Source organism: Pseudomonas sp. I8001, from assembly GCF_013385345.1.
Classification (GTDB): domain Bacteria; phylum Pseudomonadota; class Gammaproteobacteria; order Pseudomonadales; family Pseudomonadaceae; genus Aquipseudomonas.
In genome coordinates this window covers 13,494-38,698 of the sequence record NZ_JACAQC010000013.1, presented here as the reverse complement: position 1 = coordinate 38,698, position 25,205 = coordinate 13,494, and the positions used below count along the sequence as shown (strand labels likewise).

Sequence of the window (25,205 nt, the reverse complement as noted above, 5' to 3'; positions counted from 1 at the left end):
AAAAGTTAAAGATAAGTACGCTCCCCATCAGATTTCCCCAAACACGAGCCTCACCGTTTTACCGTTCAGCTCATCACGCTGCACACGGCCACCCGTTGCAGTCGTTGGCGGCAGTCCTCTTGCATCCACCAGGTTGCATTGAAATACGTTATCAGTCGCCTGCGTTGGCCCTGCCGGCCTGAGTAACCACTGACAGGCCCCCGGCACCTCCAAGGTACCTGCACCCGGCATTCGAGACATATGGGGTTCGACCCAATCATGCACACCGATAAACGCAAAATCCCCCCCACTGTCCGACAAGTGCTCAGCCGACTTCGCATAGACATCAAACGTCATGTAACGCAGCACTAACGGACACCCGTTCACCGTCTCCGTCAGAGGCAACTCGAAGCTCGCCCGATTCGCCACCGACTTCTCAAGAGCGTCGAATATCTTGATCTCTGGCAGATCACCTGGACGCCATCGTAAAGTGCAAGTCTCACCTGTTCCGGGGACGTAAGTTGCATCACCTCTGAGTCTGTAATTCGCCGGTAAATCGACCTCCAAAGTGAAACTATCAGCAGGCTTCATCACACAACCTGAAACACCCAGCACACTGCAAACGAACAGCCCTCGCCACACGCCCGACATAATTCCCCTACGCATCCTGCTGCTCCCGCTCCACCCGACGCCACTCCCCAACCACCCGCTGAAAATGATCCTCCGCCACTTCTCCCTGCATCGGTTGCCATCGAACAAGCACGTCCCCAGTGGCTTCCAACAGCCGCCGCACGACCAAAAACTCCAGCTGTTCCGGCCTGTCCCATTGCCAGGCCCGCGCTTGCTCCAGCACCTGCGCCAACCAGATTCTCGGGTCTTGAAATTCAACCAGTGCGCTCAACGCCTCGCTGTACTCGGCCAGCAGGTAACGCAGGATATTGGCTTGCAGAATCACTCCCGCCTGGGGATTCGGCACCTCCAGCCACGGCGCAGGATCGGGTACCGGATACGCCCCCGGAGCCGGGTTATCGACACAACTCCAACGCTCACCCTGCCAGTAACACACGCCGATCAGCGGCCCGAGAAAAACAGGCCAGTCCCGAGCAGGCAGGTGAACCAAGGCCCGCGCCAAGGTGCGGTTATCGTGGAAGCGGTACAGCGCCTGACTGCCCGCCGCTCCCACCACCAACCTGTCGCGCCAGTGCCGGGTAACACCCGACAAATCATCACCAGGCAGGCTGCCCAACCAGCCCCAATTACGCTGGGGGTTTTGCAGCAAACCCACCAATGCGGGCTCGCTGACATGGTCGAGCAACAGGAGCATCGGCCCATCCGCTGCCATTTCCGATGCGACGGTTTCACCATAGAGGCAGCGATACTCAGCGACCGTACGTGTCGCCAGCAGTACCCCACGCGCATCGCTTTCACCCTGTAGAACCAGGCACAGCCGGCGCCCTGCCTGCTGCTGTTCAGCCATCCACTGGCCAGGCGCGATCTCCATCAAGCCGCCCTCCCCGTGGATTCGCACAGGCCTTCACGGCAGCGCTCGCACACTGGACAGAAATCCGCATCCAGTCTTCTGGCCAGCTCCATGACTGCGCCTTGGATAACCGAAACCTTCGGCCCATCCGCTGCAAATGCGGACGAAGCAGCCACGTCACCCGGTCCAACTGGGTTGGCTGTGCGAATCACGGCAGGCGCACCTCCCAACGTGATCGGCCGACTGCTGAAAATCCCGCCGGCCTGAATCAGCAAATGCTCACCACCGGCCTTGAAGCTCAACTGCGCACCGGCATCGATAACCAGATTGGCCCCCGCCTTCAGATGGACCTGTTGCCCCGCTTCGATCACCAGGGTCTGGCCGACAAGGGTCTGGCTGTTGCCCTGCACGTGCAAGTGATCATCAGCCCCAAGCCGAACCTTGCGGTCGCCGGCGATGCTGCGGTGTTCCTCGTCTTCCAGGGTGGTGGCACTCAAGCCGTGGATGGTTTCCCAACGTTCGCCCACCACCTCCAGCCGACTGTCGTGGCCGACCTGCTGCTCCAGATCGCGTTGGGCGCGCAGGTAGATGAGTTCCTGGCCGCTGCGGTCCTCGAGGTGCAGCTCGTTGGCACCCGCCCCGCCCGGCGAACTGCGGCTGCGTAGCACACTGCGGGTCTTGTGTTGGGGCAACGGATAGGCAACAGGCTGCAAGGTATTGGGCAGGCAACCATTGATCACTGGCCGGTCTGGATCACCTTCCAGGAACGTCACCAGTACCTCCATGCCCACACGCGGGATCATCACCGCGCCATAGCTGTCACCCGCCCATCCGGACGCCACACGCACCCAGCAGCTGCTCTTGTCGTCGTGCTGGTCCAGGCGGTCCCAATGAAAGCGAATTTTCACCCGGCCGTGAGCGTCGCAATGCACGTCTTCACCCTCGGGCCCGGTGACGGTTGCGGTCTGGCTGCCGCTGATACGCGGTTTGACGTGCTTGAGCGGCGGGCGGTAAGCGGCGCGCCAGGGCGTTGCGGTAAATCGATTGCGATAGCCGTGGAATGCCTCGACATCCACCACCGCCTCCTCCAGCACCTGCGGTTGATAGCCTTCGTGACGCACGCCGGTGATCAGCCACAAGTCGTTACAGGTGCGGTCCGGATGGCCGCGCAGTTCCAGGAAATGCCCGCTGCGCAAAGCCGGCTGGTCACTGCGGCCCAGGGCCCGATGACGGTCGCGTTGATGACGTTCCAGGCCACGCCGGGCCAACTGCGAACCTCGCAGATGCCCCGTGAATCCCGCAGGGTATTGATAGTCTTCAAGTGCCGGGAAAGATCCGGCCTGCTCCTGTAAGCGCAGCGACGGATGTTCGAAGTCGTAGTCACGCAGAACAACCTGAGCACTGCGCGTGGCCAGGCGCACATCGAAACGCTGGATCACCAGCGTCTCGGCAGCCGGGCCTCCGGCCGGGCAGTAGCGTTGCGCCGGCAAACGACGAAACACCGTCTGGTCATCACCCAACACCAGTACATGGGCGTCTGCACTGTGGCGAAAGTGGTAGTGAATGCCCTCTTCCTCGCACAGCCGCTGGATAAAGTGCAGGTCGGTTTCCGCGTATTGCACACAGAACGTACGCGGTGGGTAAACCACCGGCCCCAGTTCGAAGGTATAGGCATCAGCAAGGATGCCGTGCTGCTCAAGCACTGCCGCGATAATTTGCGGCACGCTGCGCTGCTGGAAAATCCGCTGGTCGCAACGATGGGCCAGGTACGCCACGCGCGGCGCAAGGGTGAGGTGGTAGCGGGTCAGCCGCTGCCCCGGGCCTTCCCGGCCAATGCTGTAGATTTGCCCGTGCAGGCCTTCACCGGGCTCGCCAAAATCCAGATAGGCCGGTTGGTGAAGTAACTTCTCCAGATCCAGGCTGGGGTTTTCACTGACCCACTGCACTTCAATGAAAAAAGGCTGGTCAATCGTTTCGCTGCCTTTAAAAGCCAGCACCTGAAATGCCTGGTTCATTCCTGCAACGACCAGTTTGAAACGTGACGAAACAAGCGTATTGAACATCCGTTGTTACCCGCCATTCATTGTCGAGCTGAAATAACTTCTCCCGTAAAACGCAGATAAAGCCACTCAATTCGAAGCCGATAAAAAGTGCCTGAAGCCCAGGAATACTAGCGATTTCAGGCGAAATTCGGCCGCCTCAAAATAAAAAAGAAGAGTCGTACATTGATATTGGAAGGGTCTTTTATAAATACAGAAATGCAGTTAAACAGCCAGTACTGACCAACGGGAATACTCTTACACCACCATTCACCAGAGCTGCTTATTAATAGAGAAACAGCTGACAAAGATGATTAAGCCCGCCACTGCCTTTTTCAAACTTCCTGCAGCCGCGCAGTCCCGAACAGGCTAACGCTCGGCAACTCACCCGGCCCTGCTTGCAACCGTACGGGTGCGGTACCGCCCGGCATCACCACCGCCACCTGACCCGCCGTCACCCATCCTACAGACCAGGCGGCGCATGCCACCGCACTGGCGCTGGTCCCGGAGGACGCCGTGGGCCCCTCACCACGCTCAAACACCCGCGCGATCACGCGATTGCCTGAATCCCGGGCGACCCATTGCAGGTTGACCCCGGAAATACAAGGTTGGCCGGCCCCGGCAGGTGGTGCGAAAGCAATCGCCCTCAGCGGATCGAACCAGGCTGATCGATGCAGCTGGGCGTTGTCCGGCAACGCTGACGCGTCCTGTACCAGCGTCACACAATGCGGGTTGCCCACACGCACAAACTGGCTGTGATTCCACTCGGGGTTGAGCGCAGCCAGTGGCGAAACATGGCTCACCTCAGTTCCCTCAAGCGAGACCGCGCCCACACCAACAGCCCCTACCGTCAAAGGCCCGAACTCGGGACGCCCCAGCGCCAGCCAAAAGCCCTGCACCTGTTCGTACTCCGCCGGCTCAACCCGCGTAACCACCGGCGACAGTGCGTCTGTCTTGTCGTGATGCACCCGCAACTCACAGCCTTGCGCCATCAATCCCTGGTCGGTCAACGACTGGGCAAAGATCGTCAGGCCATTGCCACTGCGTTCGGCCAGGGAACCGTCGGTGTTGACGATCAACAGGTCAAAAGGCGGCGCGGCCTGGAACGGCCCCACCAACAAACCGTCACAACGATGCGCCTTGGCCTCGGCCGGGCGCGGCAACTCGTCCCAACCGCACTCGGCGGCAATCGCCGCCAATGCCCAAACACCTCGGGTGCCAGCGGCCAAGTCGGCACGGTCCGGCACGTCGATACCCTTGCTGCGTAACTGCGCCGGGCTTACCACCCCGTAGATATTCCCGCGGGCGTCGTAGAACAGGGTCATTGCGCAGTCCGCATAAAGATTCGTACCACCTCTTCCAGGTGCTTGCGCATCGCCTGTCGCGCACCCTCCACGTCTCGCTGTTCCAGTGCATCGAGGATCTTGCGATGCTCGTCTTCCGAGCGATGGGGCATGTCGTCCGAGGTGTAATGCGCCTGCAACCGCTGGAACATGCTGCCGTAACGATGCCCCAGCAAGTGCGCAATCATCAACGCATACGCCGGATTGCCCGAGGCCTGGGCGATGCGAATGTGAAACAGGCGATCGCCCGGATGGGTATGGGAGCCGTCGCGGTTGTCCTGCACATTACGCTCGAAGGCCTCGCGGATCCCCGCCAGCTCTTCGTCGGTGGCATGTTTGGCGGCCAGGGCGGCGGCTTCCGGCTCAATCAGGCGACGGGCCTGGAGCAGGGAAAACGGTGGAATCTCGGCATTGAAGTCGACGTGCAGGTTGAGTTCCGGATCGAACTCTTTCCATTGATCCCGGGTGGCCTGGGCCATCACCGGTTCCTGGCTGACTGTCGGTTGCACGGGTTCACATACCAGCACGCCGTTGCCCACCCGCACGTCTACCAGGCCGATCACCTCCAGGGCAATCATCGCCTCACGCACCGAAGCGCGACTCACGCCCAGCAGTTTGGCGAGTTCACGCTCAGCGGGAAGTCGACTGCCCGGCGGAAATTCTCCGCTGTCGATCAACGCTCGCAACTGGTCGGCAATCTGTCGATAAAGACGTTGGTTATCAATTACTTGAAATGGCATCTAGGCTCAGCTCGATTCATGCACAGCACGGTCAAAGCGATCAACCCGCAAAAAAGCCGCTTGTTGACCGGGATGACCCATGCTAAAAATTGGATCAATGGCCTGACCATTGGATCGTTTCCAGTGTGCTGATCATAGCAAACCCACCAGGGTTCGCTATGCCGCAGATGCAGGTGTTTCACGCCCTCAATGGCCTGACCATTGAGCCAATAACAATAATCAAGGGAGTCTGTCATGGACCTCACCGGTAAACGCGTGCTGATCACCGCCGCCGCCCAGGGCATTGGCCGCGCCAGCGTCGAAGCCTATCTGGCGGCAGGGGCCAAAGTGATTGCAGCCGACATCAATCAACAGGCGCTCGCCGGCTTGCCGGGTGCGCAAACGGTGGTGCTGGATGTCACCGACGCCAGCGCCATCCAACGCCTTGCCGCCGAGATCGGCCCTCTGGACGTGCTGTTCAACTGCGCAGGCGTGGTGCATGCCGGCAATATTCTCGAATGCCCGGAAAGCGACTGGACGTTTGCCCTGGACCTGAACGTCACCGCCATGTACCGCATGATCCGCGCGTTTCTGCCGGGGATGCTGGCGGCGGGCGGCGGCTCGATCATCAACATGTCGTCGGTGGCCTCCAGCCTCAAGGGCGTGCCCAACCGCTTTGCCTATTGCGCCAGCAAGGCGGCCGTCATCGGCCTGACCAAATCCGTCGCGGCCGACTTTGTCACCCAGCGCATCCGCTGCAACGCTATCTGCCCGGGCACCGTGGAGTCGCCTTCGCTGCAGCAACGCATCGTCGAACAAGCCCGCCATGAAGGCCGTCAACAGGACGAGGTATACGCCGCATTCACCGCCCGCCAGCCGATGGGACGCCTGGGCACGCCCCAGGAAATTGCCCAGCTGGCGCTGTACCTTGGCTCCGATGCCAGCGCGTTTACCACCGGCACCACCCAGATCATTGACGGCGGCTGGAGCAACTGACCGCCCACTTCCAATAAGAGGATTGCTCATGAAATTGCTGCGCTATGGTGAAAAAGGTCAGGAACGCCCGGCCCTGCTGGACGCTGATGGACGTCTGCGTGACTTGTCCGCTCACATCAGTGATATCGCCGGTGACGCCCTGCTCCCGCAAAACCTCGCTCGCCTGCAAGAACTCGACCCCGCGAGCCTGCCCCTGGTACCGGGCAATCCGCGTTTGGGCGCCTGTGTCGGCCAGGTAGGAAAATTCATCTGCATCGGCCTGAACTACGCCGATCACGCTGCCGAAACCGGCGCCCCCATCCCTGACGAACCGATCATCTTCAACAAGTGGACCAGCGCCATCGTCGGCCCCAACGACAACATCGAAATCCCCCGCCACTCCACCAAGACCGACTGGGAAGTGGAGTTGGGGGTGGTGATCGGCCAGGGTGGCCGCTACATCGAGGAAAGCCAGGCCATGCAGCACGTGGCCGGCTACTGCGTGATCAACGATGTCTCCGAGCGCGAGTTCCAGCTGGAACGCGGCGGCACCTGGGACAAGGGCAAGGGCTGCGACACCTTCGGCCCGCTCGGCCCCTGGCTGGTCAGCCGCGATGAGATCGCCGACCCGCACCAACTGTCGATCTGGCTGGAAGTCGACGGCCACCGCTACCAGAACGGCAACACCCGCACGATGATTTTCCAGATCCCCAAACTGATCAGCTACCTCAGCCAGTTCATGAGCCTGCAACCGGGGGATGTGATTTCCACCGGCACCCCGCCCGGTGTCGGCCTGGGGGTCAAGCCCACGCCGGTCTACCTCAAGCCCGGGCAAAAAATCCGCCTGGGTATCGAAGGCCTCGGCGAACAGAACCAGACCACGGTCGACGCCTGACAAGAGACTAGGAGCCGTTCATGACTACCATTACCGCGATTCGCGTCGAAGATATCCGCTTTCCTACGTCCCAGTCCCTGGACGGCTCCGACGCCATGAACCCGGACCCGGACTACTCGGCCGCCTATGTGATTTTGCAGACCGACAACCCGGCCCTTGAAGGCCATGGCCTGACCTTCACCATCGGCCGTGGCAACGAGATTTGCTGCGCGGCGATCCAGGCCATGCAGCCGCTGCTGGTGGGCTTGACCCTGGAATGGATCGCCGAAGACATGGGCCGCTTCTGGCGGCATGTCACCAGTGACAGCCAGTTGCGCTGGATCGGCCCGGACAAGGGCGCAATCCACCTGGCCACCGGCGCGATCGTCAATGCCGCGTGGGACTTGTGGGCCAAGGCCGAAGGCAAACCCCTGTGGCGCCTGGTCGCCGACATGAGCCCGGAACAGCTGGTGCGCTGCATCGATTTCCGCTACATCACCGACTGCATCACCTCCAGCGAAGCCCTGGCCTTGCTGCGCCAACGCGCCGAAGGCAAGGCTGAACGCCTGGCCGACCTGCAAGCCAATGGCTACCCCTGCTACACCACCTCCGCCGGTTGGCTCGGTTACGGCGACGAAAAGCTGCGCAGGCTGTGCCAGGAAGCGGTGGATGCCGGCTTCAACCACGTAAAGCTCAAGGTCGGCCACGACTTGCAGGATGACCTGCGGCGCGTACGCATCGCCCGCGAAGTATTGGGCCCGGACCGCCAATTGATGATTGACGCCAACCAGGTGTGGGAAGTCGACACCGCCATCGATTGGGTGCGCGAATTGGCGTTTGCCAAGCCGTGGTTCATCGAGGAACCCACCAGCCCCGACGATATCGAGGGCCATCGCAAGATTCGCCTGGGCGTGGCGCCGGTCAAGGTCGCCACCGGCGAGATGTGCCAGAACCGGATCATCTTCAAGCAATTGATCATGCGCGAAGCCATTGATGTGGTGCAGATTGACGCCTGCCGCCTGGGTGGGGTGAACGAGGTGCTGGCAGTGATGCTGATGGCGGCCAAATATGGCCTGCCCGTGTGCCCGCATGCCGGCGGTGTCGGGCTTTGCGAGTACGTGCAGCACCTGTCGATGATCGACTACCTGTGCATTGCCGGCACCCACGAAGGCCGGGTGATCGAGTATGTCGACCATTTGCACGAGCATTTCGAGGAACCTTGCGTGGTGCGCGGTGCGGCCTATCTGCCGCCGAAGGCGCCGGGCTTTTCGATCCAGATGAAAGCCGCGTCCCGGGAGCAATACCGCCACCGGCCGTGAGCTGAACCGCAATTTGAATGGACGGAGCACAATAACAATGTCGTCCCCATCACCTTTGAGGCTCGATGCGCACCAGCATTTCTGGCGCTACCGGGCCGCTGATTATCCGTGGATCGGTACGGCTGAGGCTGACCTGCGGCGGGACTTTCTCCCACAGGACTTGCGGCCGTTGCTCGACGCTGCCGACCTGGATGGCTGCATTGCCGTGCAAGCCCGCGCCGGTGAGCAGGAAACCGACGCGCTGCTGGAAATGGCGCGGCAGCACCCATGGATACTCGGCGTCGTCGGCTGGGTCGACCTGTGCGACCCACGCCTGGAACAGCACCTGGAACAGTGGCGCGACGCACCGGGACTCAAGGGCTTTCGGCATCAGATTCAGGATGAGCCTACGCCTGCCAGCTTTATGGCCGACGCCAGGTTCTCCCGTGGCCTGCAGCACCTGCAGCAACAAGGCTACGTCTACGAGGTGCTGATCCGCTGCGCCGACCTCGACGCCGCGACAGCCCTGTGCCAGCGCCACGACCGGCATCATCTGGTGCTGGACCACCTGGGCAAACCGGACATCGCCAACGGCCCCGTCGGTTGGGCCGAACACCTGGCGCCACTGGCCGCCCTGCCCCATGTCAGTTGCAAGCTGTCGGGCCTGCTCACCGAAGCCGGGCCCGAGCAACGCAACGCCCGAGCCCTGCGCCCCTACATCGAACTGGCGCTGGAATTGTTCGGCGCCGAGCGCCTGATGTTCGGTTCGGACTGGCCGGTGTGCCTGCTGGCCGGGGAATACCAGGGCACCTGCCAATTGCTGCAACAGACCCTCGGCCCACTGTCGCCCGATGAACAGCAGGCCATCTGGGGCGGCACGGCCCAGCGGGTCTATCACCTTGAAGGAAATTGCCCATGAATCTGCATTTGCAGGACCGCGTGATCATCGTCACCGGCGGCGGCTCGGGGATTGGCGCCGCCATTTCCCTGGGGTTGATTGCCGAAGGCGCAATCCCGGTGATTTTCGGTCATCAACCGTTGTCCGCGGCGTTCGCGGCCGAGCTTGAGCAGCACGGTCAAAGCCACTTCATCCGTGTCGAGTTGCGCGATGAGGACGCCTGCCGCGCAGCCGTCAACGAAGTGTTGCGACATTTCGGACGCATCGACGGCCTGGTGAACAACGCCGGGGTCAACGACGGCGTGGGCCTGGATGCGGGCCGTGCAGCCTTCGTCGAATCCCTGGAAAAGAACCTGATTCATTACTACCTGATGACCCACCTGTGCCTCGATGCCCTCAAGGCCAGCCGCGGGGCAATCGTGAATATCAGCTCCAAGACGGCCCTCACCGGCCAGGGCGGTACCAGCGGTTATACCGCCGCAAAAGGTGCGCAGCTGTCACTGACCCGGGAATGGGCCGCCTCCTTGCTGGAGTTCGGCATCCGGGTCAATGCCGTGGTGCCCGCCGAGGTGCTGACGCCGCTGTATCAACGCTGGATCGACGGCTTCGACAACCCCGAGGCCAAGCTCGCCGCCATCGTCGAAAAAATCCCCTTGGGCAAACGGATGACCACTCCCGAGGAAATTGCCGACAGCGTGCTGTTCCTGCTCTCACCCCGCGCCTCCCACACCACCGGACAGTGGCTGGTGGTGGATGGAGGCTACACCCACCTCGACCGGGCGCTGACATGAGCGGCCAACGTTACTGCCTGGCCCTGGACCTGATCGACGATGCGGCATTGATCGCCGAGTACCAGCAGCTGCATCGACGCATCTGGCCTGCCGTGGCAGAGCATCTGCGCAGCCAGCAAATCCTGGAAATGCAGATCTGGCGCCTGGGCACGCGGCTGTTCATGGTCATGGACACCGCGGCCGGGTTCAGCTTCGAAGGGCTGGACCACGCTGCACGCGCCAACCCCGACGTGCAAGCCTGGGAAACCCTGATGTGGCGCTTCCAGGCCCCCACGCCGTGGACTGACCCCGGCGGCAAATGGCAGCCCCTGGAGCAGATTTTCTGCCTTACCGACCAACCCTGATACCCGCTGCATCGCACGCCTTGATCCCATAAAAACAACAGGAGAAGCGTCATGTTAAGCAAAGATACACACCTGCCAGGCACCCGTGCCGTGCCGACCTATCGCTGGGCGCTGATGCTGGTGACCAGTCTGTTTTTCCTCTGGGGCTTGTCCTACGGTTTGCTCGACGTACTGAACAAGCACTTCCAGGAAGTCCTGCACGTCAGCAAGGCCCAGTCCGGGCTGTTGCAAAGCGCCTATTTCGGCGCGTACTTCCTGATCGCCTTGCCGGCCGGGTTGTTGATGGACCGCCACGGCTACAAGGCCGGGATCCTGCTGGGCCTGTGCCTGTATGCGACGGGCGCGCTGCTGTTCATGCCGGCGGCTGCGGCGGCGAGCTTTCCGTTTTTCCTGTTCGCGCTGTTTGTCATCGCCTGCGGCCTGGGCTGCCTGGAGACCGCTGCCAACCCCTATGCCACCGTGCTGGGCGAACCCCAGGGCGCCGAGCGGCGGTTGAACCTGGCGCAATCATTCAATGGCCTTGGCCAGTTCTTCGGCCCGCTGATTGGCGGCGCGATGTTCTTCAGCGCCGGCAGCACACCGGCCTCGGACATGAGTTCGTTGCAGACCACCTACGTGGTGATCGCGGTTCTGGTACTGCTGGTGGCGCTGCTGATCGCCCGCACGCCGCTGCCGGATTTGCGCGCCCAGGAACAGGCACTGCAACCGACGGCCGGCAAAGGTCTGTGGCAGCACCGGGAGTTTGTCGGTGGGGTGATCACGCAGTTTTTCTATGTGGCGGCCCAGGTCGGAGTCGGCGCATTTTTCATCAACTACGTCACCGAGCATTGGGCACAGATGGGCAATCAGCAAGCCGCCTACCTGCTGTCGATCGCAATGCTGGCCTTCATGTTCGGGCGCTTTTTCAGTACCTGGCTGATGGGCCGGGTCAGCGCGCGGAAGCTGCTGCTGATTTATGCGCTGATCAATATCGCGTTGTGCGGCCTGGTGGTGATCGGCCTGGAAGGTATCTCGGTGATCGCGCTGATCGCAGTGTTCTTCTTCATGTCGATCATGTTCCCGACGCTGTTCGCCATGGGCGTGAAGAACCTCGGGCCGCACACCAAGCGCGGCAGTTCGTTCATGATCATGGCGATCGTCGGCGGCGCCCTGATGCCTTACTTGATGGGCAAGGTGGCGGACAACAGCACGGTGGCGCTGGCTTACCTGTTGCCTATGGGGTGTTTCGTGATTGTGGCGGTGTATGCCCGTAGTCGCTTGCGCCATCCGTGAAGTACCGCCCCGGCGTCGTCCCGAACGTACGCCGGAACATCGCAATAAAGGCACTGACGTTTTCATAACCCAGGTCCAGCGCAACCCGGGTCACGGGTGCATGCGCCGCCAGCAACTCCAGGGCGCGCAACAATCGCGCGCGCTGGCGCCACTGGCTGAAGGTGAAACCGGTCTCGGCAACAAACCGCCGGGCCAGGGTGCGCGGCGAGACACCGGCCCACTGCGCCCAGTGTTCCAGCAGGCGGTTGTCGTCGGGACTGTCGGCCAGCGCCTGGGCGATGCGCAACAGGCGCGGGTCCCGGGGCAGCGGCAAGCCGAATGGCTCCTGGGGCAACCCGGCGATTTCATCAAGGATCACCTGGGCGATCCGTGACTGAGGCGGCTCGAGCAGCGCCTGGCTCCAGGTTGCCGCGCGCCTGACGGCTTCCAGCAACAAGGCCGACGTGGCGATAACGCACGTCTGTCGGGGCAGCCCTGCGCATGCCTGGGGTTCGACATACACGCTCCAGCCATCAAACGGCCCGTGGGAACGCAAGGCGTGGGAACAATCGGGGGCAATCCACACCGCGTGGGTGGCCGGTACTACCCAATGCTGGTGCGCCGCCTGCACCGACAACAACCCGCGCTGGGCTCCGAGCAATTGCCCGCGGGCATGCTGATGAAGGGCCGTGGTGCGTGCTACCGGACTGCTGCGCAACGTCGCCACCAGCAACGGACCGCCGGTCGCATTGGCGAGCTGGGCTGAAACGAGTGTTGACGGCATATGGCAGCTTTACCGTATTGAATGACCTGGATAAGGCAGTGTAGCCATTTGCGCACGCCCAGACTGCGGATTCATTCATTGAGGGCTCCGCCATGCGTGCAGAAGACGTGCTTCCCGACCATCTCGACCAAGGCCAATTCAATGGCGTGACCGTGCGCAAGGGCACGGTGGGCGCATTCCTCGCCAACGCCAGAACCTGGTGCGATCTGGCCACCCCGGACGAGCAGCGCTTGCTGGCCGAACAGGACATCCTGCAAGCCCTCCCCGCCCTGCAGGCCCTGGGCTTGTTTGAAGTGTTGCAGGTGCGGGATGCGAAACTGGCGCGGCTGCTGAAGTGAGAGGATCGGCCTGGAAGGTGGTAATCCGTCGCTGGAAGCCCGGGGTTCACCAGTTCTCGCGGGGATTACGCACCTTCCAGGCCACCTCGCACCTCAAGTGGTTACTTGTCCTACGAACTGATAGTGGTTGGAAAGGCCCGTCGCGTTCCATGATCCTGGAAAAAATGTTTGGCCCTGTGTTCAGGCATGCCAAGGGAACCCGGCTCGCTCGATACGGCCTGATGTGCAAGGATGTTGCGCTGCACATCGTTCGTTGAACGCAAAACCAAGGATTTTTCATGACCGCCATCAGCACCCCAGCGCCCGTGGTACCCGGGCGGCTGGAACAAATGTCGACCCGCATCGCGTTTTTCATCGCCGGCTTCGGCATCGCCGCCTGGGCACCACTGGTGCCTTATGCCAAGGTCCGCGCCCAACTCAATGAGGGCACCCTCGGCCTTTTGCTGTTGTGCCTGGGGGTGGGCTCGATGATCGCGATGCCGGTCGCCGGGGCCCTGGCGTCGCGCTACGGTATCCGGCGAGTGGCCACCGGCGGCACCCTCCTGATCTGCCTGGGCCTGCCGATGCTGGCCACCGTCACCTCGATTCCGTTGCTGATGGCCGCGCTGTTTGTGTTTGGTGCCGGCCTGGGCACGGTGGACTCCACGGTCAACCTGCAAGCGGTGATGGTCGAACGGGCCAGCGGCAAGACCATGATGTCGGGCTTCCACGGGCTGTTCAGCCTGGGCGGGATCGTCGGGGCGGCAGGTGTCAGCGGGCTGCTGGGGTTGGGCTGGTCGCCGTTGCAGGCCACCCTCGCCGTGATCGTCGTCATCGTAGTGGCCTTGCTCAAGGCCGGGCCACACCTGCTGCCTTACGGCAGTGAAAGCTCCGGGCCGGCCTTTGCCGTGCCCCACGGCGTGGTGCTGTTTATCGGCTGCCTGTGCTGCATCGTGTTTCTTGCCGAAGGCGCCGTGCTGGACTGGAGCGCGGTGTTCCTGAGCGCCGAGCGCGGCCTTGACGAAGCCTATGCGGGCCTTGGCTACGCAGCCTTTGCCTTGACCATGACCGTCGGGCGCCTTACCGGCGACAGGATAGTTCGCCGCCTGGGCGCAACCCGGGTGATTGTATTCGGTGGCGCGCTCGCCGCCGGCGGCATGCTGTTGGCGACGCTATTCCCTGCGTGGGAAACCGCCCTGCTGGGGTATGCTTTGGTCGGTGCCGGGTGTTCGAACATCGTACCGGTGCTGTACACCGCCGTCGGCAAGCAGACCGTCATGCCGGAACACATTGCGGTGCCCGCCATCACCACCCTGGGCTACACCGGCATTCTCGCCGGCCCTGCGGTGATCGGCTTCATCGCCCATGGCAGCAGCTTGAGCACTGCCTTTGTGCTGATTGCCGTACTGCTGATCGGTGTGGCGATCAGCGGGAAAATACTGCGGGTCTGACCACCCAGCCCCATCACGCCTCGTATATTGAGGCGTCAACCCGGGGTCATTTGGCTTTCTGGAGTTCCAGCCAGCGATCAAGGGTTTTGTTGCTGAGCCAGCCCGCCTGGTGATGACTGCCGAAAATTCGCCGACCGCTGTCGGCGGTGTTTTCCAGCGACCGCAACAAGCCCGGCCGGTCCACAAGGTTTTTCGCCATGTACACCTGCTGTTCGTCGTACTTCTTCTTCGGTAGCCCCGTGGCCGGGTCCAGTACAACTTGGCCATGGCTGTCGAGCTCATCCGGGTCTTTGCTCATCATCGCCAGCACCTCGATATTGACGTAGCAGATCTGCTCGAAAAACCCCATGCGGTCCCGCGACCGGTCCCGTAACTCGGTGAACATTTCCTTGAACAGGCGGACGAGATCGGCATTGTTTTTTGTGTGGAAAGGGTCCGGGCTGAAGGCACTGGGATCGCTGTTGCCGAACACGACGTTCTCGGCCTGTGCCAGGCTTTCGCGGGTGATGTAGCCGTCCTGGTCGAGGATCGCATCGATCAGGCGCGGACGCTGGATGATCGCCTTGGCAAGCAGGATAGCGCTGTCGGCCTCTCGGCTGGCACCGAGCTTTTTACTGGCGATTCGTTGCAGTGAAGACAGCTTCAGTCCGTCAGTTCTCATGGAGTTTTTTCAGCATGGCAAATTGGGCGTTCGCCGCGCTCACCAAATCGCTGTCCGGCAAACGAATGTAGGGATTGGGCCCGCGGAGGCGGCTGGCCACTTCGTTCTGAAGCCCCAGGTGTTGCAGCAGACTCCTGCAGTGACTCTCCCCCCGCAAAGGAGGCCGATAGCCTGATGAGCGGACAGGCGCCCCGCCGGATTGATGGCTGTGCTTTCGCGCAGCCTCACCGGGTTCACTTGAAGCGGCGTGAATTGCCCGTGTACCGCCGTCCAGTGCCGGGGCAATACAGGGTGTAGCACCGAGGTGCTGGCAGACCGACCCGCCGTTGATTGTCATGATTCATCTCCACCAATTTCCGGTTCCACATTGACCTGGTCATCATCCCGGCAATCGCCGTATCGCTCAGGTGAAAACAGGCCAAAGGTGTGTGGTGTGCCGGTGGCAATGGTTCCGAGATAGAGCAGCGCTCCAATGACAACATGTAAAAACCGAAGAATCAGTCGGCTTTTCGAGACCCTGGCGAGGTCGGTTTTGTCTCCTGCCAAAGGTCTTTGATCGCTGCGACCATAGCGCCCATCACCGCGCGCAACGGGCGTAACCCAGGCGCGTGGGAGGCAGGCAACTGCCCGTGCGGCAACATGCCTTTGATGAAGTCGTCAGCCGCCGGCGCCTGGAACGTGTGCTGCCCGGTGAAGTTCTTCACTCGCCGGGCTTCGGCGCCCTCTTCGCACCGTTTGCCCGGTGCGGCAACGGGGGGCGGTTGCAGGGTATCGCTGCCCGTCGGCGCAAGACAGGCTGGCTGATAGCCAGGATTGTGCGATCCACACGAAGGTGTAGCCATGTCTGAGCCCTGGCTGAGAGTTTGAAAGCAGCGGATTGATCAAGGCAGGTCATCACGCCGCGAGAGGGTCGCGGCGTGATCGAGCTAAAACAGGTTCAGAGAGAGGTGGCGCAGGGCGGCTCTGCCGATCTTGCCGTCATACCGGTCAAGAGAGTCCATCAGCGTTAACAGGCTTGAGCGCTGAGTGACTTCCTTGGCCAACTCGATGAGCCGCTGTTGCTTTGGGTCGCTCGACGACGATGCGGCCAATTTTTTCAAATCTTTGATACTGATGGAGCGGCTCCAGATACCCTTCAGGGCGTCGAAGTCCTTCAACATCTGTTCGGCGAGCTGTTTGTCGGTCTTGTACTTCAAGGCGTTGCCGGAGTCGAGCACGGCGTTGAGGTCCCGCCGGGAGATTCGACCATCCAGATCACCGGTCCTGCCGGCTCGGTCAAAGGCTTGTATTACGTCTGGGCGTCGCAGCAGTTCCCGGGCCAACAGAATGTTCTCATTACGGTCCTGGTCGTTGGTCAACCGTCTGCCCGCCATCTCCTCCAGGCTTTGTTTTGTGATGAAGGGCTGGCCCGGCACCGTGAACGCATCAAATTTGTTCTTGAGGAGGTTCCCCAGTTGATCGGGGGTTTGCCTCGAAAAGTGTGGGTCCGGGCGACCGTATCCCGGGTCAGGCTTGCAGGGGGTCGGACGGCAGTGTCCGGGAAGAGGCCTGAGTGGAATGGAAGGATCAGGACGACCATAACCGGGGTGAGGCCGGAACGGATTGAACAGCTTGTGCAGAAAGTCCTGAAGCTGTCCGATCAGCCCGCCCAGGAACGAGTTTGCATAGGACGCCCGGAATGAGTTGTTGGCGGCACCATGGCGATCCATCGTGCTCTGCGTCGTCGTCCAATTCGAATATCCCGGGCCGATCCCATTCTGTGGCAAGTTGAAGCTGATGTGGATCGACCCCTGCCCGGAGCGTGAGCGTGACTGCGTCGATGTGGCGGCATCAGTATGCGGCTGCGCGGCGTTATCAGAGGGGTTGGCAACAGTTGAGTTGGATAAGGTTACCGACATAGGCATCTCCAGTTCGGCGTATTGACACGATTCACTCCCGGCTCAAAGACACCTCGGCGATACAAGGTATCCCATGGAAAGTGGGCACCTCCTTGTGTGGTAGACCTGTCGGATTCAGTTCCTGCGGACGCAGAAAATCGTTAGAAAAAGAGTAGGAAGAAGGGCTATGGCGAGGGGGCTTGCGCCCCCTCGTCACTGTCGATACCTGGGATCAGGCACGCATCAGAAGCCGACGCTGGCCTGCACGAAGAACGTGCGCGGTTCACCCAGGTAGATCCCGGAGTTGTTGTCGCTGGAGCGGGTGTAGTGTTCCTGGTTGAACACGTTTTTTACCCCGACGCCCAGCTTCAGGTTCGACAGTTGCGCACCGAAGTCATAACCGCTGCGCACGTTGACCGAGACGTAGCCGGGAATATCCCCGTACTGGCCATCAGCAGTCGGCTGGGTGATGTAGGTGGTACCGGTGCCCGGCGCACGCTGGCCGGACTGGGCATAGACGTCCAGGTTGTGGGTCCAGTGGTTGATGTCGTAACGCAGCCCCAGGGTGGCCACTTCACGGGAGTACAGCGGCAAGTCGCGGCCCTTGAAGGCAACGTCGCCTTCGGAGGTGGCCCTGGTGTAGGTGAAGCCGGCGTTGGCGGTCAGGCCGTCCAGGCGCGGGTCGAGGTTCGACAGGTCGTAATGGGCCGACGCTTCGATGCCCTCGTGCTTGGTAGCGCCGAGGTTGGTCCAGCCCACATCGTTGCTGACGTATTGCAACTCGTCCGAGAAGTCGATGTAGAACAACGTCACTTCGCCGCCCCAGACGCTGTCGTTGTAGCGGGTACCGATTTCGTAGGTCTTGGCTTTTTCCGGGTTCAGGCCGTTCGCGGTCTGGTCGCCGTTACCGCCCTGGCCCAGCTGGAAGTATTGCAGGCTGCCGAAGGAGGTTTCGTAGTTGGCAAACAGCTTCCAGGCATCGGAGACGTGGTACATCACGCTCAAGGCCGGCAGCGGTTCGTTGTTGTGGATCTCGCGACGTTTCTCCTGAACCGTGGCGCCATTGAGGCCTACCACCGGACGGTCGTGCCATTCGGTGCGAATCTGCTCAAAGCGAATGCCCGGGGTGACGGTCCATTTGCCGATATCAATCTTGTTGTCGATATAGAACGAGTTGGCCTCGGTGCCACCGGTACGGTCCTGGTACACGTGGCCGTCACTCTGGCCCACGGGCGTCGGCACGTTGTTGACCAGCGCCAGGCTGGTGGCCTGCTCGTGCATGCCTTCCTTGAGGTAGCGATAACCGACGCTGACTTCCTGGGTGCTCGGCCCCAGGTCAAATACCTGGGACACACGCGGCTCGATGCCGAAGGTGTAGTAGGTGCGCGGGTAGGAACCCAGGGTCTTCAGGTCGCGGTTGGCGATGTTGCTGCCGCGGAAACTGTCGGAGTAGTAGGTCAGCACTTCAGCCTGGGTGCGGTCGTCGATCTGCCGGATGTACTTGAAGGACATATCCTTGCGCCGGCCATTGAAGTTGTCCCAGTCACGTACCGATTGATACGGGTTGGCGTCGTACTGCTTCTGGGTCAGGCCGCCGGGCATGTCGGCGCTGGCGTCGTAGTAGTGGAAATTCAGCGAGAAATCGTCTTGATCGGTCGGCGCCCAGTGCGTCTTGAAGATCACGTCGTCGATGTCGTTGGAGTTGTTGCGGTCGCGGTAACCATCGCCCTTGGTCCCGGAATACAGCAACGCAGCACCGATACCGTTGTCGGCGGTGCCGCCGATGAAGGCGTTTTCAATGTGTTTCCAGCCGCCGTGGGCCGCGGTTTCCAGGGTGGTGCCGACTTCGCCGGAGAATTTTTCCGGGATGGCCCGGGTGACGAAGTTGATCACGCCGCCGACGTTCTGTGGTCCATAACGTACGGAGCCTGCGCCACGCACCACGTCGATGCTGTCGAGGTTGCCGGAGGAAATCGGCGCCATCGACAACTGCGGCTGGCCGTAGGGTGCAAACGCTGCCGGTACGCCGTCGATCAATACCGTGGAGCGTGGCGACAGACGCGAGGTCAGGCCGCGTACCCCGACGTTGAGGGAAATATCACTGCCACCGGTGCCGTTGGCCTCCTGTACCTGCACCCCGGGAATGCGCCGCAGCACGTCACCGACGTTCATCGCGCCCTGCTCCACCATGGCTTCACGGCGCACCACGGTGCGCGCGCCCGGGTGGTTCTGCACCACTTCGGCATTCGCGTCGCCGAGCCAGTCGCCAACCACCTTGATGTCGGTGGCACCCAACTCCAGCGGCGAACCGGCTTCGCCGGTGCCCTTGCCCAGCGGGCGCAGGGTCACGGAGCCCGCATCGATCTGGTAATCCAGGCCGCTGCCCTGCAGCAACTGGCGCAGCGCTTGTTCGGGCGACAGGTTGCCGTCGACGGCCGGGGCTTGTTTGCCGGCCACCATGTCGGGGCTGAAGAACACTTGCAGCGACGTCTGCTGACCCAATTGGCTCAAGGCCGAACCCAGGGACTGGGCCTGGATATGAATGCCATCGTCAGCATAGGCCGCCGGCAGTGCGGCGCTGACGGCCAGCGCCAGGGCGAGGGGTGCCCAGCGGGATGATTTATTGTTTTTCATGGCGAGTTTTTTCACGTCGAACGTAGTCCTGTGATCGCAAGAGAGTGCGGCTGTTAATGCAAACCAGTTGCAGTTGCACAAGAAGACGAAGAACTCGAAAAAAACCTGAATCTATCGCGAAATTATTTCCTGGCTACCGTCCGGCAAGGTGCGCAAGGCCACCGGAAGAATGTGCGGCAAGGCCTTGAGCAAAGCGTCGGTGTCGGTGGATTTGAACACGCTGGTCAAGCGCAGGTTGCTCACCGCGGGCGCGCTGACCCGCAAAGGTTGCTCGCGGTAACGTGAGACCTCCCGAGCCACTTCGCCGAGAGTGGCGTTGTTGAACACCAGCTTGCCGGTGCGCCAGGCCGTGAGCTCTTCAGGGTTGACGGCGTAGGCAGCCGCCACCTGGCCCCGGGTATCCACATGGGTGCCCCGACCGGCCGTGAGCATCACGATGTCATCGGATGAGCGCCCTTGCACTTTGACCGTACCGGCCTCGACCACCACGCGGGTCTGGTCGTCATCGCGGCGCACGTCGAAACGCGTACCGGTGACCGTCACCTGCCCTGCCCCGGCGTCCACCACGAAGGGCCGGCTGGTGTCGTGCTCGACGCTGAACATGGCCTCGCCCTGCTTGAGCTCGATGCCGCGCTGGCCTTTTACATAGTGCACGGCCACCACGCTGCGGCTGTTCAAGTCCATCAGCGAGCCGTCGGGCAACGCCACCTGCCGGTGCTCCCCCAATGCAGTGCGGAACTCGGCGTTATACGTCGCCGGATGATCCAGGCCACTGAACAACCCCAGGCCCAGGGCCACCGCCAGCACACTTGCAGCCACTGCATAACGCAGCACGGGCCGGCGCTTCGCACGCGGCTGCGGGGCATCGCACAACGCCTGCAAGCGCGCCTTGGGCACCAGGTCGGTGGCACTCCACAAGCCTTGCAGCACATCAAATTCGTACTGGTGCTCGGCATGCTCTGCACGCCAGGCATCAAAACGCTCGCGTTCTTCTGCGCTCAATGGGCTGTCCTGCACACGCACAAACCATTGCGCCGCCTCGTCGCGGGCCGTCGCGCTGCCGCAGGCACACTCACGGGTATCCATCATGGAAGATCCTGTTTCATAGCGGGCATTGGTCATGGTGCCATCGCATCCAGGCGGTCACGTAGATGCCGCAGGGTGCGGATCATATACTTTTCCACCATGTTTTTAGACAGGCCCAGGCGTTCGGCGATTTCCTGCTGGGTCAGGCCCTCGATTTTCTGCCAGATAAAAATCTTGCGGCAATTGAGCGGCAGCTCGGCCAGGGCTTGCTCGATGGAATCCGCCAGCTGGATCGCGTGCATGAAATGCTCCGGGTCGCCACTGTGGGGCGAACTCTGGTCAAAGGCTTCCAGGGCCATCGCCTCCCGCCGGTCCTCGCGGCGATAGGCGTCAACGGCGATATTGCGCGCCGTTTGATGCAGATAGGCGCGAGGTTGCTCAACCTTGGTGGCGTTGGACTCAAGCACCCGCACAAAAGTGTCGTGGGCCAGGTCTTCGGCCTGCTGACGGTTTCTCAGGCGGCGCGTCCAGGTCCCGATCAACTCTTCGTAGTGCTCGAAAAAGCCTGTTCTGCGGGGCGGCTGAGGAGTCATCAAGGAAGCACTGGGGAGGCGGGGTGTGAATAGTAATGCTTCCTATTAAGTGGAGCAATGCTACCCGTCAGCTATCAATCACCCGCTGCAAATGAATCGCCAATTCCGTGGCAAACCGCCGTTCCGGCGTTTCCACATCAATCCCGAACAACTCCTGGATCCGCGCCAGCCGGTAGCGCAGCGTCGTCACATGCACTCCCATCGCGTCCGCGCATGCCTGGCTGCGGCAGCTCTCCCGCAGATACGCCGTCAGGGTTTCCAGGTACGGCGTCTGGTGCTTGCGGTCATGGGCGAGCATGGCGCCAACGCTGTCGTTGACGAAGGTGCGGATGTCTTCTCCGCCCACGGCCGCGACGAAGATCGGGATCGGCCCGAAATCCTGATCGGAGATCGGCCCGCTGCGGCCGAACGAGCGGGCAATCTCGATCAGCCGCCGGCAGCGCTCCCACGCGGCAGGATAATCCGCCAGCGCCCGGCACACCCCGCTGGCCAGCAGGATCGGCTCGGCACCCAGGTAGTGCGCCAGGTCATCGGTAATCTGCCGTTTGATTTTGCTCAAGCGCTCGCCTTCCGCCGGCACCAGGCACACCAAACCGTTGTCGACGATGATCACCGTGGCCTGCATCCCTGCACGCTGCAGGATGCGCGCGACGTTGTGGTGCAGGTTCTTCGCCTCCCGGGCCTTGGCGCCGTAGTCGACGATGATCATCTGCTGCGCGGTGCTGAAGCTGATGCCCAGCCGCTGGGCGCGCTGCTGGATGTCATCGGCATCGCGCCAGCGGCCCTCGAGCACTTCGAGCAGCAGCTCGGTCTGGGTCCGGGTTTCAAAACGAAAGCGGATAAAACTGCGCATCATCTGCACGCTCAAGGCGAACTTGGCGCTTTCCAGCATCAGCAGGTCCAGCTCGTTGACCGGCGCCGCCACCGGGAACAGCACCAGCGCGCCCACCAGTTCGTGGTCGACCATCAACGGTTCGATCTGCGCCCGCAGGGTGAACTGGCGCTGGCCATCGTCGAGGAACAGGTTGACCGTACTGCGCAGGGCGCTGCGCAAACTTTCCTGGGCGGCCTTGGTGATCTGCACGCTGAGCACCCCGGCGACTGCGGCCTGCCAGGAATTGTCGTCAAACAATGCGGGATCCGGCGAACGCCCCGCCACCACTTGGTTGGCGGTGAAGTCCACGGCGATCACCGGGTTGGGCAACTGGTCGCCGACCATCAGCGACAACGATGTCACCGAACCGCCGCCCAATACGTGTTCAAGCATCGTGGTATGCACATGCAACGCCTGCTGCAGGCGCTCGGCGGCGCGGCGTTCGGCTTCCAGCTGGCGCTGGCGCTCCACGGCAATGGCGCCCAGGTGGATGATCATGCCGAGGAACACCCGGTCTTCTTCCGAAACGTCCATCAGCGTGCGGGAAATCACACTGAGCACCATGGGCCGGCCGTCGAAGTCGGTGCAGTTCATCGGCATCACCATCACCGTGCGGTAATCGCGCTCCAGGGATTCGCGGCGGTAGCCGGGGTACTCGCATTCGCGCACGTCGCGGATGAACACCGCCTCGTTGCGTTGCAGGGCGGTCATCACCGGGCTGGAAGACAGCTCCCAGCAATCCACCAGCGGGCGCTGCACCAGGGTCGGGTCATGGCGGGCGATCACGTGGCCGAAGCCGGCGTCCATGTCGATGGCCATGATCGAACTCATGGTCCAGTGGGTGTGGCGGCAACTGGCGTACACCAACTGGTGCAGCATCGACTGCAGGTCACCGCCGGAGTTGATCTGACTGGCCACATCGCGCAACGACAGTATCTGCATTTCTCGATTCAAGGCGCTCACCCGAACATGGAGGTCACGGCAGCCACGTTGCCTGCCAGGCCCGCCTGATACTTGCTCCGGTTCAGAGCAATGTCCAGTGGATTTGCACTGCGTAACCACGGAAGACGCTGCTGCCCAACGCTCCTAGCCTAAGGCCACAACCAACAGCCAAAAGGGCGACGTGTGATCATGAATCTGGAAAATCTGGGCGTCAGGAAGTACTGCACCTTTATCGAAGAAACCTTTATCGAAGGCGGCAAGGACGCCGGCAAACCGATCACCCTGATCGTGGTGGCAGCCGTGTTGAAAAACCCTTGGGCCGGCCAGGGCTTCGTCGAAAACCTGCGTCCGGAAATCCTGCGCCTGGCCCCCGGCCTGGGCCATGAGATGACCCGTCGCCTGATCGCCCTGATGCCCGGGGGCAAGGTCGAAGCCTTCGGCAAGGCGGCGGCTGTCGGGGTCAACGGCGAAATCGAACACGCCTCGGGCCTGATCCACACCCTGCGCTTCGGCAACCTGTTCCGCGAAGCCGTGGAAGGCACCGCCTACTTGAGCTTCACCAACACCCGCAATGCACCGGGCGCCCTGCTTTCGCTGCCGATGGTGCACAAAAGCGAAACCGGCAAGCGCTCGCACTTTCTCACCGCCAACTTCCAGGTCGCCGATGCCCCGGGCCCCGACGAAGTGCTGATCGCCATCGGCGCCAGCGACGGCTCCCGTGCCCACCCACGGATTGCCGACCGCTACCAGGACATGGCCGAGATGGAAGCGGAACAACCCAAGGACTGACGTCTGGCTGAAGAACGACGCTCAATTGTGGCGAGGCAGCTTGCTCCCGCTGGGTCGCGGAGCGGCCCCATGAGCCTCGCCATGGTCCGCCTGAAAGAACCCGGTTGCCGTTGTGGGGCTGCTTCGCAGCCCTGCGGGAGCAAGCTCCCTCGCCACAGGGTTGATGTTTGCCACAGAAATGCCGGAGCACTGCGAAACGAAGCAAAACTTTCGTCTTCGCTACCATTTTTCGACGCAAGCCCACGGTTTCCCTTGCTCGTAGGCTTGCTTCACACCACAAGAACAAAGGAGTACCCCGATGCCGAGCACCGCGATCAGCGCCAACGTTGCAGCCGTCGATCCGGGCGCCTTGCGCCAGGCCTTCGGCACCTTCGTCACCGGCGTCACCGTCATCACCACCCATGACACCGATGGCAACCCGCGCGGCATGACCGCCAATTCGTTTACCTCGGTGTCCCTCGACCCGCCGCTGCTGCTGGTGTGCGTGGGCAAGTCGGCCGCCAGCTACACCGCGTTTGCCAGCACCGAACAGTTTGCCGTGAACCTGTTGCACGAAGGCCAGGTGGACGTCTCCGGGACCTTCGCCTCCAAGTCGCCAGACAAATTCCACACCGTCAACCACGACACCGTGCACACCGGCGCACCGATCCTCACCGACAGCCTGACCTGGTTCGACTGCAGCGTGCACCAGCGCATCGAAGCCGGCGACCACCTGGTGCTGATCGGCCAGGTCCGCGCCTTCGGCACCAGCCCCAAGCTGCCGCTGTGCTTCTGCCGGGGCCGCTACGCGAACATCCAGGACCCGCTGCCGGCCAGTTGGCTGGACTCCCACAAGATGATCATCGGCTACCTGATCGAAGCCGGCGACGCGATCCTGTTTCGCGCCGATGGCCAGGGCGGCTGGACGCTGCCGGTGGCCGGCAAGCGCAAGGGTTTTATCGACGCCGGCGACAGCTCGCTGCCGGTGGAACTGGAATCGACCTTCCTGTACTCGGCGTTCGATGTCGACGACACCGACCCCGGCTACCTGATCTACCGCGCCCAGCTCGGCCCGTTCGACGCCGAGCTGCCCGACACCCTGCGCTTCTTCCCGCTGGACGCGTTGCCCATCGAGCAGATGCCGGTCAACGAACTGCGCTCGGTGGTGCGCCGCTATGCCCGCGAGCGCCAGAACCAGCAGTTCGGCATCTATACCGGCTCTGCCGCCAGCGGCCGCATCGCGATGCTCGAAAACGCGCCCCTTTGACACGCACCTACAGGACTCCT

Annotated in this window: 24 protein-coding genes; 11 read left to right on the top strand and 13 right to left on the bottom strand. The window is 62.1% G+C overall.

Annotated features, from left to right (window positions below):
- Positions 1–27: 27 nt before the first annotated feature.
- The 5 genes from HX839_RS13145 to HX839_RS13125 all read right to left on the bottom strand — a co-directional run bounded on the left by HX839_RS13145 (position 28) and on the right by HX839_RS13125 (position 5,581).
- The gene (locus tag HX839_RS13145; protein WP_134326940.1) at positions 28–570 is read right to left on the bottom strand and encodes a hypothetical protein; all 543 of its coding nucleotides are present in this window, start codon (positions 568–570) and stop codon (positions 28–30) included.
- A gap of 67 nt (positions 571–637) precedes the next feature.
- The gene (locus HX839_RS13140; protein ID WP_177067152.1) at positions 638–1,480 is read right to left on the bottom strand and encodes a DUF4123 domain-containing protein; all 843 of its coding nucleotides are present in this window, start codon (positions 1,478–1,480) and stop codon (positions 638–640) included.
- Complete coding sequence (locus HX839_RS13135; RefSeq protein WP_177067151.1) at positions 1,480–3,522, bottom strand: type VI secretion system tip protein VgrG; 2,043 nt, start codon at positions 3,520–3,522, stop codon at positions 1,480–1,482. Before HX839_RS13135 ends, HX839_RS13140 begins: the two co-directional genes overlap by 1 nt.
- A 311-nt stretch (positions 3,523–3,833) precedes the next feature.
- Positions 3,834–4,823: a diaminopimelate epimerase gene (locus HX839_RS13130; RefSeq protein ID WP_177067150.1), complete on the bottom strand. Its 990-nt coding sequence runs from the start codon at positions 4,821–4,823 to the stop codon at positions 3,834–3,836.
- Complete coding sequence (locus tag HX839_RS13125; protein WP_087693068.1) at positions 4,820–5,581, bottom strand: FadR/GntR family transcriptional regulator; 762 nt, start codon at positions 5,579–5,581, stop codon at positions 4,820–4,822. Before HX839_RS13125 ends, HX839_RS13130 begins: the two co-directional genes overlap by 4 nt.
- Before the next feature lie 234 nt (positions 5,582–5,815).
- On the opposite strand from HX839_RS13125, the gene HX839_RS13120 reads away from it, so the two are divergent.
- Genes HX839_RS13120 through HX839_RS13090 form a run of 7 tightly spaced genes read left to right on the top strand, consistent with a single transcriptional unit; the run spans position 5,816 to position 12,012 of the window.
- A complete protein-coding gene (locus tag HX839_RS13120; protein ID WP_177029070.1) occupies positions 5,816–6,556 on the top strand; it encodes an SDR family oxidoreductase in 741 nt (246 codons plus the stop codon).
- 28 nt (positions 6,557–6,584) lie between these two features.
- Complete coding sequence (locus HX839_RS13115; RefSeq protein WP_177067149.1) at positions 6,585–7,430, top strand: fumarylacetoacetate hydrolase family protein; 846 nt, start codon at positions 6,585–6,587, stop codon at positions 7,428–7,430.
- A gap of 20 nt (positions 7,431–7,450) precedes the next feature.
- Positions 7,451–8,728, top strand: a complete 1,278-nt coding sequence (locus HX839_RS13110) for an L-fuconate dehydratase (RefSeq protein WP_008432761.1) — start codon at positions 7,451–7,453, stop codon at positions 8,726–8,728.
- Between the two features lie 37 nt (positions 8,729–8,765).
- Entirely contained in the window at positions 8,766–9,626 is an 861-nt protein-coding gene (locus HX839_RS13105; RefSeq protein WP_023658957.1) for an amidohydrolase, read from the top strand.
- Positions 9,623–10,396 (top strand): SDR family oxidoreductase, encoded by a 774-nt coding sequence (locus HX839_RS13100; RefSeq protein ID WP_177041751.1) that lies wholly within the window; start codon positions 9,623–9,625, stop codon positions 10,394–10,396. Before HX839_RS13105 ends, HX839_RS13100 begins: the two co-directional genes overlap by 4 nt.
- Positions 10,393–10,740 (top strand): L-rhamnose mutarotase, encoded by a 348-nt coding sequence (locus tag HX839_RS13095; RefSeq protein WP_003219515.1) that lies wholly within the window; start codon positions 10,393–10,395, stop codon positions 10,738–10,740. Before HX839_RS13100 ends, HX839_RS13095 begins: the two co-directional genes overlap by 4 nt.
- A gap of 51 nt (positions 10,741–10,791) precedes the next feature.
- Positions 10,792–12,012, top strand: coding sequence for a sugar MFS transporter (locus HX839_RS13090; RefSeq protein ID WP_177067148.1), 1,221 nt, complete (start codon positions 10,792–10,794; stop codon positions 12,010–12,012).
- Here the strand turns inward: HX839_RS13090 and HX839_RS13085 are convergent.
- Positions 11,954–12,775, bottom strand: a complete 822-nt coding sequence (locus HX839_RS13085) for a helix-turn-helix domain-containing protein (RefSeq protein WP_177048443.1) — start codon at positions 12,773–12,775, stop codon at positions 11,954–11,956. The two genes, HX839_RS13090 and HX839_RS13085, sit on opposite strands and share 59 nt — an antisense overlap.
- Before the next feature lie 92 nt (positions 12,776–12,867).
- On the opposite strand from HX839_RS13085, the gene HX839_RS13080 reads away from it, so the two are divergent.
- Together HX839_RS13080 and HX839_RS13075 are read left to right on the top strand one after the other, a co-directional pair.
- The gene (locus HX839_RS13080; protein ID WP_177067147.1) at positions 12,868–13,113 is read left to right on the top strand and encodes a hypothetical protein; all 246 of its coding nucleotides are present in this window, start codon (positions 12,868–12,870) and stop codon (positions 13,111–13,113) included.
- A 278-nt stretch (positions 13,114–13,391) separates the two neighbouring features.
- Complete coding sequence (locus HX839_RS13075; protein WP_177067146.1) at positions 13,392–14,543, top strand: MFS transporter; 1,152 nt, start codon at positions 13,392–13,394, stop codon at positions 14,541–14,543.
- 46 nt (positions 14,544–14,589) lie between these two features.
- Here the strand turns inward: HX839_RS13075 and HX839_RS13070 are convergent, their stop codons facing one another.
- The 7 genes from HX839_RS13070 to HX839_RS13040 form a co-directional block, all read right to left on the bottom strand.
- Complete coding sequence (locus HX839_RS13070; protein ID WP_008432744.1) at positions 14,590–15,204, bottom strand: hypothetical protein; 615 nt, start codon at positions 15,202–15,204, stop codon at positions 14,590–14,592.
- 497 nt (positions 15,205–15,701) lie between these two features.
- Positions 15,702–16,046 (bottom strand): hypothetical protein, encoded by a 345-nt coding sequence (locus HX839_RS13065; protein WP_023658960.1) that lies wholly within the window; start codon positions 16,044–16,046, stop codon positions 15,702–15,704.
- An 84-nt stretch (positions 16,047–16,130) separates the two neighbouring features.
- A complete protein-coding gene (locus HX839_RS13060) occupies positions 16,131–17,102 on the bottom strand; it encodes a type III secretion protein (RefSeq protein WP_177023251.1) in 972 nt (323 codons plus the stop codon).
- A 222-nt stretch (positions 17,103–17,324) separates the two neighbouring features.
- Complete coding sequence (locus HX839_RS13055) at positions 17,325–19,730, bottom strand: TonB-dependent receptor (RefSeq protein ID WP_177067145.1); 2,406 nt, start codon at positions 19,728–19,730, stop codon at positions 17,325–17,327.
- Positions 19,731–19,826: 96 nt separating this feature from the next.
- On the bottom strand, positions 19,827–20,801 hold the full coding sequence (locus HX839_RS13050; protein ID WP_087693093.1) for a FecR family protein: 975 nt from the start codon (positions 20,799–20,801) through the stop codon (positions 19,827–19,829).
- A 32-nt stretch (positions 20,802–20,833) separates the two neighbouring features.
- Entirely contained in the window at positions 20,834–21,334 is a 501-nt protein-coding gene (locus tag HX839_RS13045) for a sigma-70 family RNA polymerase sigma factor (protein ID WP_177067144.1), read from the bottom strand.
- Between the two features lie 67 nt (positions 21,335–21,401).
- Complete coding sequence (locus tag HX839_RS13040; protein WP_177067143.1) at positions 21,402–23,150, bottom strand: helix-turn-helix domain-containing protein; 1,749 nt, start codon at positions 23,148–23,150, stop codon at positions 21,402–21,404.
- Positions 23,151–23,339: 189 nt separating this feature from the next.
- Between HX839_RS13040 and HX839_RS13035 the strand changes: the two genes are divergently transcribed.
- Both HX839_RS13035 and HX839_RS13030 read left to right on the top strand, forming a co-directional pair.
- Entirely contained in the window at positions 23,340–23,939 is a 600-nt protein-coding gene (locus HX839_RS13035; RefSeq protein ID WP_003219487.1) for an amino acid synthesis family protein, read from the top strand.
- A gap of 298 nt (positions 23,940–24,237) precedes the next feature.
- The gene (locus HX839_RS13030; RefSeq protein ID WP_003219486.1) at positions 24,238–25,185 is read left to right on the top strand and encodes a flavin reductase family protein; all 948 of its coding nucleotides are present in this window, start codon (positions 24,238–24,240) and stop codon (positions 25,183–25,185) included.
- Positions 25,186–25,205: the final 20 nt, after the last annotated feature.